Source organism: Bosea sp. RAC05, assembly GCF_001713455.1.
GTDB lineage: Bacteria > Pseudomonadota > Alphaproteobacteria > Rhizobiales > Beijerinckiaceae > Allobosea.
In genome coordinates this window covers 495,031-507,728 of the sequence record NZ_CP016464.1, presented here as the reverse complement: position 1 = coordinate 507,728, position 12,698 = coordinate 495,031, and the positions used below count along the sequence as shown (strand labels likewise).

Genomic DNA, 12,698 nt, shown 5'->3' with positions numbered 1-12,698 from the left:
GTCAGCGCGGCGCGCGCTTGGCGAGAATGCGCTGCAGGGTGCGGCGATGCATGCCCAGGCGTCGCGCGGTCTCGGAGACGTTGCGGTTGCACAGCTCGTAGACGCGCTGGATATGCTCCCAGCGGACCCGATCCGCCGACATCGGGTTTTCCGGCGGCTGGGGCCGCGCATCGCGCGCCGCCGCCAGGGCCGCGTGGATCTCGTCGGCATCCGCCGGCTTCGCCAGGAAATCGAAGGCCCCGAGCTTCACGGCGCTGACGGCGGTGGCGATGTTGCCGTAGCCGGTCAGCACGACGCCGCGCGCCTCGGGACGGCGTTCCTTCAGCCGGGCGATAACGTCGAGCCCGTTGCCGTCAGCGAGCCGCAGATCGATCACCGCGAAGGCCGGCGCCCGATCGTCCACCGCCGCGATACCGGCGCTGACACTATCGGCGATGCGCACGGCATAGCCCCGGCTTTCCATCGCCCGGGCGAGCCGGGTCAGGAAGGGCTTGTCGTCATCGACGAGCAGCAGCGACATGTCCGCCGCCGCGGCGACCGGGAGCTGTTCGGTCAGCATGTCCTGAATCATCATATCCTCCGGCCCGGCTCTGTCCCGGAGACCTCGGCCGCAAGGTGGGCCGCGCTGAGGGCTGGACGGGCGTTCATGAGCCAACTCTATGTAGGATCGCCGGTTCCGCCTTGTTAGGGCCCGCCGGCGGCACCTCGATCTCGAAAGCCTCGCGCAGCCAGATCATGCGCACGCAGGCGCCGGTGGCCGGCGCGGGAAGGTTCGAAAACTCGATCGAGGCCCCGCCGCGCTCCAGCAAGGTCTTGGCGATGAAAAGGCCGAGCCCGAGGCCCCCGCCCGCCCGCGTCTCGCTGGCGCCGTTGGTGAGATAGGGATCCCCGGCCCTCAGCAGAACGTCGGGCGGGAAGCCCGGGCCGTCATCCGCAATGGTGAGCATGACCTGTTCCTGGTTCCATTCGGCCGTGATCGTCACGGTCGAGCGGGCGAAGTCGACTGCGTTGTCTACGATATTGCCGAGCCCGTAGATCATGCCCGGATTGCGGCGGCAGACCGGCTCGGGCTTCTCGCCGATCATCACGATCTCGAAGGGCACGCCGAAGGGGCGCTGCGGGCCGGCCGCCTCCTCGATCAGCAGGCGCAGGCCGAGCCGGTCGAGCGGGCCGCCATCGTCATCCTGCAGCGAGGCGAGCTTGCCGAGGATGCCGCGGCAGCGCTCGACCTGCTCGCGCAGCAGCGCGATGTCGTCGGCCATCTCCCCGTCCGGCGGGGCCAGCCGCGCCAGTTCCTTGGCGACGAGCGCGATGGTCGCGAGCGGCGTGCCCAATTCGTGGGCAGCGGCAGCCGCCAGCCCGTCGAGCTGCGAGAGATGCTGTTCGCGCGCCAGAACGAGCTCTGTCGCCGCCAGGGCGTCCGACAGATCGCGCGCTTCCTTGGCGACGCGCCACGCATAGATCCCGGTAAAACCGAGGCCGAGCACGAGGGCGACCCAGCTGCCGATCTGGTAATGCGGGGGCAGAAACGGCCGGTCCGGGCCCGCCCAGGGCAGCGGCAGGTGGACGAGGGTGACCAGTGTCGCCGCCGCGATGGCGATGACGCCGAGCAGGAGGGTCCGCTGGGGCGGCAGCGCGGTGGCCGAGATCATCACCGGCGCCAGCAGCAGGATCGAGAACGGGTTCTGAAGCCCGCCGGTAAGGTAAAGCAGCACCGAAAGCTGCACGATGTCGAAGGCGAGGAGCGCCGTCGCCGCGCCGGGCTTCAGCCTGTGGCTGAGCGGAAAGCGGATGCGCAGCGCGATGTTCAGCCAGGACGAGACGGCGATCGCCGTGAAGCACCAGCCGAAGGGCAGCGAATAGCCCAGCCCGAAATGCACGCCCGCCACGGCGAGGCTCTGCCCGGCGATGGCGAGCCAGCGCAGGCGCACCAGCGTGTCGAGACGCAGGTGACGATTCACGCGGCCGAGGGCGAGTGTCGTAACGTCAGACGAGGTCATGACTGTGTCTGAACCATGGGCGAGGCGAGGGTCAAGCGCGGCCCGCCGGAGCACGACAAACTGGGGGCAATCGTCATGAGAGTGAAATCTTAGCCTTTTGAAGGGTTGAATGAGAACAAATTAGGCATAGGCTGCGTTCATGTTGCGGCGCGGCATTGACGCTGCGCCGAAAGGATCGAGTTCGCATGTACGGAGCCGCCATGTCGTTCGCTTACCATGCCTATGAAGCGGCTCACATGATGCTCAGCCCGGCCCGGAATGTCTCCGACGCGCTGCATCTCGCCTTCCGCAATCCCGCCAACCCGCTGACCTACACGCCGATGGGGCGGACGATCGCTGCTTCCTGCGAGCTGTTCGAGCGCACGACGCGTCGTTACGGCAAGCCGGCCTTCGGACTGGCGGAGACCACGATCAACGGCGTCAAGGTCGCGGTCGAGGAGCGTGTCGTCTGGGAACGCCCGTTCTGCCGGATGGTCTATTTCGACCGCCGTATCGAGGGGCGGCGCAAGCCGCAGCCCAAGGTGCTGATCGTCGCCCCGATGTCGGGCCACTATGCCACGCTGCTGCGCGGCACCGTCGAGGCCTTCCTGCCCGGGCACGAGGTCTACATCACCGACTGGATCGACGCCCGGCTCGTGCCGCTGATGGCGGGCCGCTTCGATCTCGACGACTACATCGACTACGTCATCGCCATGCTGCAGATGCTGGGTCCGGAGACCCATGTCATGGCCGTCTGCCAGCCCTCGGTGCCGGTGCTGGCCGCCGCCGCCCGGATGGAGGCCGAAGGCGACCCCTGCGCGCCGCGCTCGATGACGCTGATGGGCGGGCCGATCGACACCCGCCGCTCGCCCACCGCGGTGAACTGCCTGGCGATGGAGCGCGGCACCGACTGGTTCCGCCGCAACTGTATCACCAAGGTGCCCTTCCCGCATCCGGGCACCTTCCGCGACGTCTATCCCGGCTTCATGCAGCTCTCCGGCTTCATGGCGATGAACATCGACCGCCATGTCAGCGCCCATTACGAGATGTACAAGCACCTGATCGCCGGCGACGGCGACTCGGCCGAGAAGCACCGCGACTTCTACGACGAGTACATGGCGGTGATGGACCTGACCGCCGAGTTCTATCTCCAGACTGTCGAGACCGTCTTCGTCGAGCACGCGCTGCCCAAGGGCACGATGATGCATCGCGACAAGCCGGTGGACTGCACGGCCATCCGCCGCGTCGCGCTGATGACGGTCGAGGGCGAGAAGGACGACATCTCCGGCGTCGGCCAGACCCAGGCCGCCCATGACCTCTGCCCGAACATTCCCGACGACAAGCGCGTGCACTACCTGCAGCTGGGCGTCGGCCATTACGGCGTCTTCAACGGCTCGCGCTTCCGCTCCGAGATCGCCCCCCGGATCGCCGACTTCATGCTCACCCTCGACATGGAGGCCGCCAAGGGCCGCCGCGAGGAGAGCGCCGGCGCCGCCCGCAAGGGGCTGAAGATCGCGAGCTGAGCCCTCGCGGGTCCCGGCGGCCTTCGCGGCCGCCCGGCCGACGCAAGGTGCCGACATGACAACGCCCGCCATCCCGGACGGTCCGGGATGGCGGGCGTCGTCATGTTCGGCTCAGCGGAAGAAGATCAGCGTCTGCAGGATGAAGATCGGGATCAGGATCGCGCCCGACCAGGCCATATAGCCGAAGAAGCTCGGCATCTTGACCTTCCGGTCCTTGGCGATGGCGTAGACCATGAAGTTGGGCGCGTTGCCGATATAGGTATTGGCGCCCATGAAGACCGCGCCGGCCGAAATCGCCGCCAGCGTCAGCGCACCCGTCGTCATCAGCACCTTGGGGTCGCCGCCCGCCAGCTCGAAGAAAACGAGATAGGTCGGCGCATTGTCGAGGAACGAGGACAGCAGCCCCGTCATCCAGAAATAGGCGACCGTGTTGTGGCTGCCGTCGGGATTGGTGACCAGCGCGACGAGGCCCGAGAAGGCGCCGTTGCGGCCGGCCTGCAGCATCGCCAGGACGGGGATGATGCAGACGAAGATGCCCGCGAAGAGCTTGGCGACCTCGAGGATCGGCCCCCAGGTGAATTCGTTGCCGGCCCGCACGGGCTTCGGCGTCAGCCTGAGCGAGAGGCCCGCCAGGGCGAGCAGGACGATGTCGCGCATGACGTTCTGGATCTCGACCTTCGAGCCCAGGATGTCGAAGGCGATGCCCGGCTTCCAGCTCGCCGACATCAGGATCGCGGCGATGACGCCGCCGAGCAGGATGAAGTTGACCTTGCCGTAGAGCTTGATGTCGCGATCGGGCGTCGGGTCCTTGAGCGAGGGCATGCCCTCTTCCTTGCGGTAGAACCAGCTGTCGAGGGCGTAGAACGCAGCCAGCAGGATGACGACGGCGAGCACGGTCTCCGGCAGCAGATGCGTCGTCGTCCAGAAGAAGTCGACCCCGCGCAGGAAGCCGAGGAAGAGCGGCGGGTCGCCGAGGGGCGTCAGCGAACCGCCGATGTTCGAGACCAGGAAGATGAAGAAGACGACGACATGGACGTTGTGGCGGCGGCTGTCATTGGCGCGCAGCACCGGGCGGATCATGATGATCGAGGCCCCCGTCGTCCCGACGAAGCTCGCCATCAGCGTGCCGATCGCCAGCAGGGCCGTGTTGGTCGCGGGCGTGCCGTGCAGGTTGCCCATGATCAGGATGCCGCCGGCGATCGTGAACAGGGCGAAGAGCAGGATGATGAAGGGGATGTATTCGAGCAGGGCGGTGTGGGCGAGGGCGCCGAGCGCCGGCTCGAAACCGCGCAGCGCGACGAGCGGAACCAGAACCAGCGCCGCCCAGAAAGCGGCGAACTTGCCGTAGTTCAGCTCCCAGAAATGCGGGAACAGGATCGGGCCCAGCGCGATCGAGAGGAGCATGCCGGTGAAGGGCAGGGCCCAGAGCACGCCCATCGAGGCTCCGTCGATGCCGCTCGCGGCAAAGGCCGGCCCGGCCGGGAGGCACAGCAGCAGGGCGGCGGCGATCCCAGCGCGACCGATCATTCTCGCCATTCCCCGATCCACTTTCCTGTGGTTGTCGCGCGTTGTCGGGCGACGGTTATACGATGGCCAGGGTGCCTGCAACCGAGCGGATGGCGGGCTGAAGCCGCGGCGGCCGGATTTGCGCGCGACGCATTTCGGGAGAATAATCTTCTCCGTTTTTGCGGACCTCGCGCGATTCGGACCCTGCCATGTGCCGCTTCCTCGCCTATGCCGGCGTTCCCGTTTTCCTCGAGGACCTCGTCGCGGCGCCCTGCCATTCGCTGATCCACCAGTCGCTCCATGCCGCCGAGACCAAGACCGGCACGAATGGCGACGGCTTCGGCGTCGGCTGGTATGGCGACCGACCCGAGCCCGGCCAGTATCGCGAGGTGCGCCCGGCCTGGTCGGACGAAAACCTGCTCTCGATCGCGAAACAGGTCCGCTCCTCGCTGTTCTTCGCGCATGTCAGGGCCGCCACCGGCACCGCCACGACGCGCGCGAACTGCCACCCCTTCGCCCATGGCCGGCACCTCTTCATGCATAACGGGCAGATCGGCGGCTACGGCCTGATTCGCCGCCGGCTCGAGGGGCTGATCCCCGATTCGCTCTATGGCGCGCGCGTCGGAACCACGGATTCGGAAGCCCTGTTCCTGCTCACCCTGTCGCGGATCCAGGACGGGATGGCGCCCGCCATGGCTCTGGCAGCCTCGCTCGGCGACGCGCTGGCGCTGATGCGACAGACCGGCACGACCGAGCCGCTGCGCTGCGCCGCGGCGCTCTCCGACGGTGAGACGATTCACGCGGTCCGCTGGGCCTCGGACAACAAGCCGCCGAGCCTCTATGTCTGCCAGCGCGGCGACAGCGTCGTCGTCGCCTCCGAGCCGGTGGATGCGGCGCGGGACTGCTGGCAGCCTCTCGCCGACAACACGCTGGTCACGGTGCATGCGGGCGCGGTCGCCATCGCCCCCTTCGAGGTCGCGGTCGCCGCGGCGGCCTGACATCGTCGATTTCGGTCTGGCGGGTGAACCGGATGGCGGGCTCGCGCGATTAAGGATTGGTCGCTGCATCGCGGCTGAACACTTCGCCGCCCCGACCTCATCCCCTCCCAAAGGTGGTCGGGGCGGCGATACCCGCACGCAAGCGGACGCATCGCGCCGTCAAGCGCCGCCACGTCGCGGGCGACCAGCGCCTCAGAGGCCGAAGCCGTCGATCCGGATCAGGAATTGTTTTGAGAGGGAGATGGTGGAGCCAGGCGGAATCGAACCGCCGACCTCTTGAATGCCATTCAAGCGCTCTCCCAACTGAGCTATGGCCCCACTCTCAGCCGGCGGACATGGGGGTCGGCCGGGGTCTTGTCGGTTCCAGATCGCCGGGCTTGCGCCTCGGACCGCCCCGGAACCGGGTCGCCGCGTCAGCGGCGAAGCGCTCTATAGGCGGGAGCGGAGGAAGACTCAAGCGCCGAATGTCGCCTGATCGTCATTCTTTTTCGCCGCTCCGGCGGGAGGGGTTCAGACGTCCTCGTCGCCCTCGATGTCACCATCGATCAGGTCGGCGACGTCGTCGTCGCCTTCCTCGTCCTCTTCCAGGAAGGTGTCGTCATCGGGCGCGACATCGTCTTCGACCTCGATGTCGTCCTCGCTGGTGACGACGACGTCCTTCTCGGACGCCTCGGCATCGGCCTCGTCGAGCGAGACGAGTTCGACGGCGCTGTCGGCGGCCTCGACCTCATCCTCGTCCTCGTCCGGCTTGGCCGCGGCCACAGCCGCCGCCTTCGCCTGCGGCTCGAACATCGAGCGCGGATAGGACTGTCCCGTATACGGCGAGACGATCGGGTCCTTGTTCAGGTCATAGAATTTGCGCCCCGTCGTCGGGCAAACGCGCTTCGTTCCAAGTTCCGGTTTCGCCACTGCGTCGGACCTTCAATCATTCATGTTCTGAAAAGCAGGCGCGTCCGTTAGTCGGGGCGGCCGGCCCTGTCAAATGCTGATTCGCAGGCTGCGGCATGAACATGACCGCAGCGGCGGGATTACCTCGCCCTCGCAAGGCAGCGCGGGGACGAACGCGGGCGTGACGCCTGCCGTGCGGGCATGCTAGGCCACGCCGTTTCCGATCGACCAGCCTGCAGAAGAAGTCAACCGTGGCCCACGCTCACACCCCCGTTCCCGTCTCCGCACGCCGCTGCGGCCCGCTGCGCGGGCGTGTCCGCGTTCCCGGCGACAAGTCCATCTCGCACCGGGCGATGATCTTCGGCCTGCTCGCGATCGGCGAGACGACAGTGACGGGGCTGCTCGAGGGCGAGGACGTCATGCGCACCGCCGCGGCCGCCCGCGCGCTGGGCGCGACCGTCCACCATGACGGGCCGGGCTCCTGGCGGGTCCGCGGCGTCGGTGTCGGTGGGTTGCGCGAGCCGGCCGGGGTCCTCGATTTCGGCAATGCCGGCACGGGCTCGCGCCTGATGATGGGCGTCTGCGGTTCGCATCCGATCACCACGACCTTCGACGGCGACGCCTCGCTGAGGAAGCGGCCGATGCGCCGCATCCTCGATCCCCTCGCCCTGATGGGGACCGTCATCGTCGCGCAGGAGGAGGGCGGGCGCGTGCCCCTGACCCTGCGCGGGCCGCAGGAGGCGCTGCCGATCACCTATCGCACGCCGGTCGCCTCGGCGCAGATCAAGTCCGCCGTGCTGCTCGCCGGCCTCGCCGCGCCGGGCGAGACCACGGTGATCGAGACGGAAGCAACGCGCGACCACACCGAGAAGATGCTGACCCATTTCGGCGCGGAGGTGACGGTCTCGCCCGAGGGCGAGCATGGCCGTCGCATCGTCCTGAAAGGCCAGCCCGAACTGCAGGCGGCGCCGATCGTGGTGCCGGCCGACCCCTCCTCGGCCGCCTTCCCGCTGGTCGCGGCGCTGATCGTGCCGGGCTCGGATGTTCTGATCGAGAGCGTGATGACCAATCCGCTGCGCTCGGGTCTCCTGACCACGCTGCGCGAGATGGGCGCCGATATCACGGTCGAGAGCGAGGCCAACGAGGGCGGCGAGGCGGTGGCGACGCTGCGCGTGCGCGCGTCCGGCCTGAAGGGCGTGACGGTCCCGCCCGAGCGGGCACCGTCGATGATCGACGAATACCCGGTGCTGGCGGTGGCCGCCTCCTTCGCGACGGGGACCACGCGGATGCGCGGCCTGCAGGAGCTGCGCGTCAAGGAATCCGACCGGCTGGCGGCCGTGGAGGCCGGGCTGAAGGCGGCGGGCGTCACCTGCGCGATCGAGGGCGACGATCTCGTCGTCGAGGGCTCGGGCGGAGCGGTCGCGGGCGGCGGCACCGTCGCCACCCATCTCGACCACCGCATCGCGATGAGCTTCCTCGTCATGGGCCTGGCGACGGACAAGCCCATGACGGTCGATGACGGCGCGATGATCGCGACGAGCTTTCCGAGTTTCATCGCCCTGATGAACGGGCTCGGGGGCGAGATCGGATGACGCAACCGGCTGCAGGGCTGGTCATCGCGGTCGATGGCCCGGCCGCCTCGGGCAAGGGCACGCTGGCGCGCCGGCTCTCGGCGCATTACGGCCTGCCCTATCTCGACACCGGCCTGCTCTACCGGATGGTCGCGCGGGCCATGCTCGAGGCCGGGCATGATCTGCGCGACGTGGCGGCCGCCGGCGATGTCGTGTCCCGCTTCGACGAAGGCGCCTTCGCCGAGGAGGCTTTGCGCGGCCGCGAGATCGGCGAGGCCGCCTCGGTCGTGGCGGCGATGCCGGCCGTGCGCAGCGGGCTGGTCGAGCGGCAGCGGCGCTTCGCTGCGCAGGCGGGCGGCGCGGTGCTGGACGGGCGCGACATCGGTACCGTGATCTGCCCCGACGCTCCGGCGAAGCTCTTCGTCACGGCCACGCCCGAGGTCCGCGCCGCACGACGGCAGAAGGAGCTGGCCGGGCGCGGCGAAAGTGCCACCTTCGACGGGATCCTCGCCGATATCCGCCGGCGCGATGCCCGCGACTCGGGACGCAGCGACGCGCCGCTCAAAGCGGCGGAGGACGCCGTCATCCTCGACACCTCAGCCCTGACGATCGAGGAAGCACTCGCAGCCGCCATCGCGATCGTCGAGCGGCGGCGAGCCACAGCCCAGAGCCTTCTCACGGAGCGGTGACCGCCCGCCTTTAAGGCTTGGAACGAATCGAAAGCAGGCGCACAGTTCCGTCACGATGAGATGACGGAGGTGGCGATGCGGCGTTGGCTGTGCGGTCTCTTGAGTCTGGCTGCGGCAGTGCTCCCGGCCGCGGCCCATGCCCAATCGGCGGCCGCCCCCGCCGAAGAGGTCGATGTCGCGCTGGTGCTGGCGGTCGACGTCTCGTTCTCGATGGATCTCGACGAGCTCGCCCTGCAGCGCAACGGCTATATCGAGGCCTTCCGCTCCAAGCCGCTGCACGATGCCATCGCCAAGGGAGCGATCGGCAAGATCGCCGTGACCTATTTCGAATGGGCGGGCGGGCACTTCCAGCACATCGTCAAGCCCTGGACGATCATCGATACGCCCGCCTCGGCCATCGCCTTCGCGGAGGAACTCGGCGAAGCCCAGACGCGGCGCGGGCGACGCACCTCGATCTCGGCCGCGATCGACCTCGGGGTCCAGCTGATCGAGCAGGCGAACGTGGTGCCGCTGCGCAAGGTGATCGACATCTCCGGAGACGGCGCCAACAATGACGGACGCCCCGTGACCGTCGCGCGCGACGAAGCCGCCGCCAAGGGCATCTCCATCAACGGCCTGCCGGTCATGCTGAAGCAGGCGAGCTATTTCGACCTCGACAATCTCGACCTCTACTACAAGGACTGCGTCGTCACGGGACCGGGCGCCTTCGTCATCCCGATCCGCGAGCGCCACCAGTTCGTCGACGCGACGCGCACCAAGCTGATCCGCGAGATCGCGGAGATTCCGCGCGAGAGCGAGGCGCTGGTCCAGAAAGCCCAGTCGACCGGCAGCAACGCCACCTGCCTGGCCGGCGAGCGGCAGTGGCGCGACCGGATGGGGAATTGAGGAGCCTCCGAGCCGTCATGCTCGGGCTTAACCCGAGCATCGAGCGCCCTTCCTTCTCGAGATTCTCGGGTCTGCGCTTCGCTTCGCCCGAGAATGACGGCCGATCCTTCATGTCCCGCGCGGCTTGGCCCGCGTCGTCGGCGGGGCGGCAGCAGGGTCGTCGGGCCAGGGATGGCGCGGGTAGCGGCCTTTCATCTCCGATTTGACCGCCGCCCAGGAGCCGCGCCAGAAGCCCGGCAGGTCGCGCGTGATCTGCACCGGCTTATGGCCGGGCGAGAGCAGTTCCAGCACCAGCGGCACCCGCCCGCCGGCGAGCGCCGGATGCTTCGACAGCCCGAAGAGTTCCTGCACGCGGACCGAAATGGTCGGGCCGGCCTCCGCGCCGTAGTCGACGGCGAGGCTGGAGCCGGTCGGCGCGGTGAAATGGGTCGGTGCCTCGGCCTCGAGTCTGCGCTTCAGCTCCCAGGGCAAGAGCTCCGCCAGCGCTCCGTCGAGATCGCCCGGATCGATCGCCGCCAGCGAAGCCCGCCCGATCAGGTGAGGCGCGAGCCAGAGGGCGGCATCGGAGGCCAGCCCCTCATCCGAGAGATCGGGCCAGGCATCCGTCGCGCCGGCCTCCGCCGCGGCCCGTCGCAGAAACCCGACGCGCTCGCGTAACTGCCGCTGCGCCCTCGTCCAGGGCAGCAGGCCGATGCCGAGCGCGGCGATGCCGTCCGCCAGGACGGTCGCATTCGCCAGCGTCGGCTCGGCCGGCAGCGGCCTCTCGGCGAGGCTGAGGGCGCCGTAGCGCCTCACCGCCCGCACGCGCAGCGCACGGGCGGTCCGGTCGAAGGTCGTCTCGCTGCGGTCCTCGATCGCGAAGGGCGAGAGTCCCTCGGCGACGAGCCAGGCGATGTCGGCTTCCGTGAAGGGCGCGGCCGAGAGGATGCGCGCCTGCTGGGCCGCGCCGGTCATCTCCGCGATCACGAGATGCGTCTCGCGGGCGAGGCGCTGGGCCGCCTCCAGCGTCGCGCCGCGGCCATTGGCGAGGAGATACTGCCCCGAACCGGCGCTGCGTGCCCTGGCGACCCGCTCGGGATAGGCGAAGGCGAGGAGGAGCCCGACGGAGAGGGCTTCGCGGGGGCCGGATGGACCTGCGGCCCGCTCGGCGGCACGGGCCCAGCCCTCGGCGAGGCGGCGCATATCGGCGGCGCGGCCGCCTCTCTCACGCTCCAGCCGGTCGAGCCGCTCCGACAGGTCGATCGCATCGCCGCCCAGGCCGCGCTCGACCAGAAGGGCCGCGATCTGGGCAGCCGCGGCGGCCTGTCCGAAGCGCGCCGCCACCACGACCATGCGCGCGAGGCGCGGCGGCAGCGGCAGGGTCTGAAGGGTGCGGCCTTCCGGCGTGATCCGGCCGTCGCCATCCAGCGCGCCAATGCTGCTCAGAAGGCTGCGCGCCTCCTTCAGGGCCGGCACTGGGGGCGGGTCGAGGAAGGAGAGGCTGGTGGGGTCCGACACGCCCCAGGCGGCGCAGTCGAGCAGCAGCGGGGCGAGATCGGCGGAAAGGATTTCGGGGCGGGCGAAGGCCTCCAGCGCGCCGTTGCCGGCTTCCTCCCAGAGCCGGTAGCAGATGCCGGGTTCGGTGCGGCCGGCGCGGCCGCGACGCTGGTCGCAGGCCGCGCGGCTTGCACGGCGCGTCTCCAGCCGGGTCACGCCGAGATCGGGCTCGTAGAGGGGAACGCGGGCGAGCCCTGAATCGATCACCATCCTGACGCCCTCGATCGTCAGCGAGGTCTCGGCGATGGCGGTGGCCAGCACGACCTTGCGGCGCCCGGCCGGCGCCGGCAGCACGGCGCGATCCTGCTCGGCCTGGTCGAGTGCACCATAAAGCGGCGCGATCTCGACATCCCTGTCGCGGATGCGCTCGCGCAGGCGTTCCTCGACCCGCCTGATCTCGCCCTGTCCGGGCAGGAAGACGAGCTGCGAGCCCGGCTGTTCGGCGAGCGCTCGCAGCACGGCGTCGGCGACCTGGTCCTCGATGCGCTTCAGCGGCTCGCGGCCGAGATAGCGCGTCTCGACCGGGAAGGCGCGGCCCTGGCTCTCGATCACCGGCGCCTCGCCGAGCAATCTGGCGACGCGCGCCCCGTCCAGCGTCGCCGACATCACCAGGATCCGCAGATCCTCGCGCAGGCCTCCTTGCGCATCGAGCGCCAGCGCCAGCCCGAAATCGGCGTCGAGCGAGCGCTCGTGGAACTCGTCGAACAGCACGGCGGCGATGCCCTCCAGCGCCGGATCGTCGAGGATCATGCGGGCGAAGACCCCCTCGGTGACCACTTCGATGCGCGTCTTCGGACCGATCTTCGAGCCCAGCCGGACGCGCAGGCCGACGGTCTCGCCGACGCGCTCGCCCAGCGTCTGCGCCATGCGGGAGGCCGCGCCGCGCGCCGCCAGCCGGCGCGGCTCCAGCACGATCAGCTTGCCGCCCTTCGCCCAGGGTTCGTCGAGCAGGGCGAGCGGCACGCGCGTGGTCTTGCCGGCGCCGGGCGGCGCGACGAGCACGGCGTTAGGCCGGTTGCGCAGGGCGGCCGCGAGATCGCCGAGGACGGCGTCGATCGGGAGGGGCGTGTCGAAGGCGCGCATGACCGGTGGGATGTGACGCAGCCCGCCATCGCGCGCAAGC

10 protein-coding genes and 1 tRNA gene are annotated in these 12,698 nt (G+C 69.4%); 5 read left to right on the top strand and 6 right to left on the bottom strand.

Features of this window, described 5'->3' with window-relative positions; all coding sequences use genetic code 11:
* Position 1: 1 nt before the first annotated feature.
* Together BSY19_RS05900 and BSY19_RS05895 are read right to left on the bottom strand one after the other, a co-directional pair.
* Positions 2-559, bottom strand: a complete 558-nt coding sequence (locus tag BSY19_RS05900) for an ActR/PrrA/RegA family redox response regulator transcription factor (protein WP_171905092.1) — start codon at positions 557-559, stop codon at positions 2-4.
* A gap of 85 nt (positions 560-644) precedes the next feature.
* The gene (locus tag BSY19_RS05895) at positions 645-2,000 is read right to left on the bottom strand and encodes an ActS/PrrB/RegB family redox-sensitive histidine kinase (protein ID WP_083247418.1); all 1,356 of its coding nucleotides are present in this window, start codon (positions 1,998-2,000) and stop codon (positions 645-647) included.
* 200 nt (positions 2,001-2,200) lie between these two features.
* Here BSY19_RS05895 and BSY19_RS05890 point away from each other — a divergent pair, with 200 nt between their 5' ends.
* A complete protein-coding gene (locus tag BSY19_RS05890; protein ID WP_069056887.1) occupies positions 2,201-3,502 on the top strand; it encodes a polyhydroxyalkanoate depolymerase in 1,302 nt (433 codons plus the stop codon).
* A 111-nt stretch (positions 3,503-3,613) separates the two neighbouring features.
* Here BSY19_RS05890 and BSY19_RS05885 read toward each other — a convergent pair whose 3' ends face one another.
* Positions 3,614-5,029 carry a sodium:proton antiporter gene (locus BSY19_RS05885; protein WP_069053331.1) on the bottom strand — a complete coding sequence of 472 codons (1,416 nt, stop codon included), beginning with the start codon at positions 5,027-5,029 and terminating at the stop codon, positions 3,614-3,616.
* 188 nt (positions 5,030-5,217) lie between these two features.
* On the opposite strand from BSY19_RS05885, the gene BSY19_RS05880 reads away from it, so the two are divergent.
* Positions 5,218-6,006: a class II glutamine amidotransferase gene (locus BSY19_RS05880; protein WP_069053330.1), complete on the top strand. Its 789-nt coding sequence runs from the start codon at positions 5,218-5,220 to the stop codon at positions 6,004-6,006.
* Positions 6,007-6,248: 242 nt separating this feature from the next.
* Here BSY19_RS05880 and BSY19_RS05875 read toward each other — a convergent pair.
* Positions 6,249-6,324, bottom strand: a tRNA-Ala gene (locus tag BSY19_RS05875).
* 192 nt (positions 6,325-6,516) lie between these two features.
* Entirely contained in the window at positions 6,517-6,915 is a 399-nt protein-coding gene (locus BSY19_RS05870; protein ID WP_069053329.1) for a TIGR02300 family protein, read from the bottom strand.
* A gap of 230 nt (positions 6,916-7,145) precedes the next feature.
* On the opposite strand from BSY19_RS05870, the gene aroA reads away from it, so the two are divergent.
* The 3 genes from aroA (at position 7,146) to BSY19_RS05855 (ending at position 10,039) form a co-directional block, all read left to right on the top strand.
* A complete protein-coding gene (gene aroA / locus BSY19_RS05865) occupies positions 7,146-8,486 on the top strand; it encodes a 3-phosphoshikimate 1-carboxyvinyltransferase (RefSeq protein ID WP_069053328.1) in 1,341 nt (446 codons plus the stop codon).
* Positions 8,487-8,503: 17 nt separating this feature from the next.
* Positions 8,504-9,154 (top strand): (d)CMP kinase, encoded by a 651-nt coding sequence (gene cmk, locus BSY19_RS05860; RefSeq protein ID WP_069056886.1) that lies wholly within the window; start codon positions 8,504-8,506, stop codon positions 9,152-9,154.
* Positions 9,155-9,229: 75 nt separating this feature from the next.
* A complete protein-coding gene (locus BSY19_RS05855) occupies positions 9,230-10,039 on the top strand; it encodes a DUF1194 domain-containing protein (RefSeq protein ID WP_069056885.1) in 810 nt (269 codons plus the stop codon).
* A gap of 108 nt (positions 10,040-10,147) precedes the next feature.
* Here the strand turns inward: BSY19_RS05855 and hrpB are convergent, their stop codons facing one another.
* Entirely contained in the window at positions 10,148-12,658 is a 2,511-nt protein-coding gene (hrpB, locus tag BSY19_RS05850; RefSeq protein WP_069053327.1) for an ATP-dependent helicase HrpB, read from the bottom strand.
* Positions 12,659-12,698 lie beyond the last annotated feature (40 nt).

Bases quoted from the DNA above. Each gene is read 5' to 3' on its own strand.
- BSY19_RS05880 (WP_069053330.1), top strand. From the start codon at position 5,218: ATGTGCCGCTTCCTCGCCTATGCCGGCGTTCCCGTTTTCCTCGAGGAC.
- BSY19_RS05900 (WP_171905092.1), bottom strand. From the start codon at position 559: ATGCTGACCGAACAGCTCCCGGTCGCCGCGGCGGCGGACATGTCGCTG.
- BSY19_RS05895 (WP_083247418.1), bottom strand. From the start codon at position 2,000: ATGACCTCGTCTGACGTTACGACACTCGCCCTCGGCCGCGTGAATCGT.
- BSY19_RS05855 (WP_069056885.1), top strand. From the start codon at position 9,230: ATGCGGCGTTGGCTGTGCGGTCTCTTGAGTCTGGCTGCGGCAGTGCTC.
- hrpB (WP_069053327.1), bottom strand. From the start codon at position 12,658: ATGCGCGCCTTCGACACGCCCCTCCCGATCGACGCCGTCCTCGGCGAT.
- BSY19_RS05890 (WP_069056887.1), top strand. From the start codon at position 2,201: ATGTCGTTCGCTTACCATGCCTATGAAGCGGCTCACATGATGCTCAGC.
- BSY19_RS05885 (WP_069053331.1), bottom strand. From the start codon at position 5,029: ATGATCGGTCGCGCTGGGATCGCCGCCGCCCTGCTGCTGTGCCTCCCG.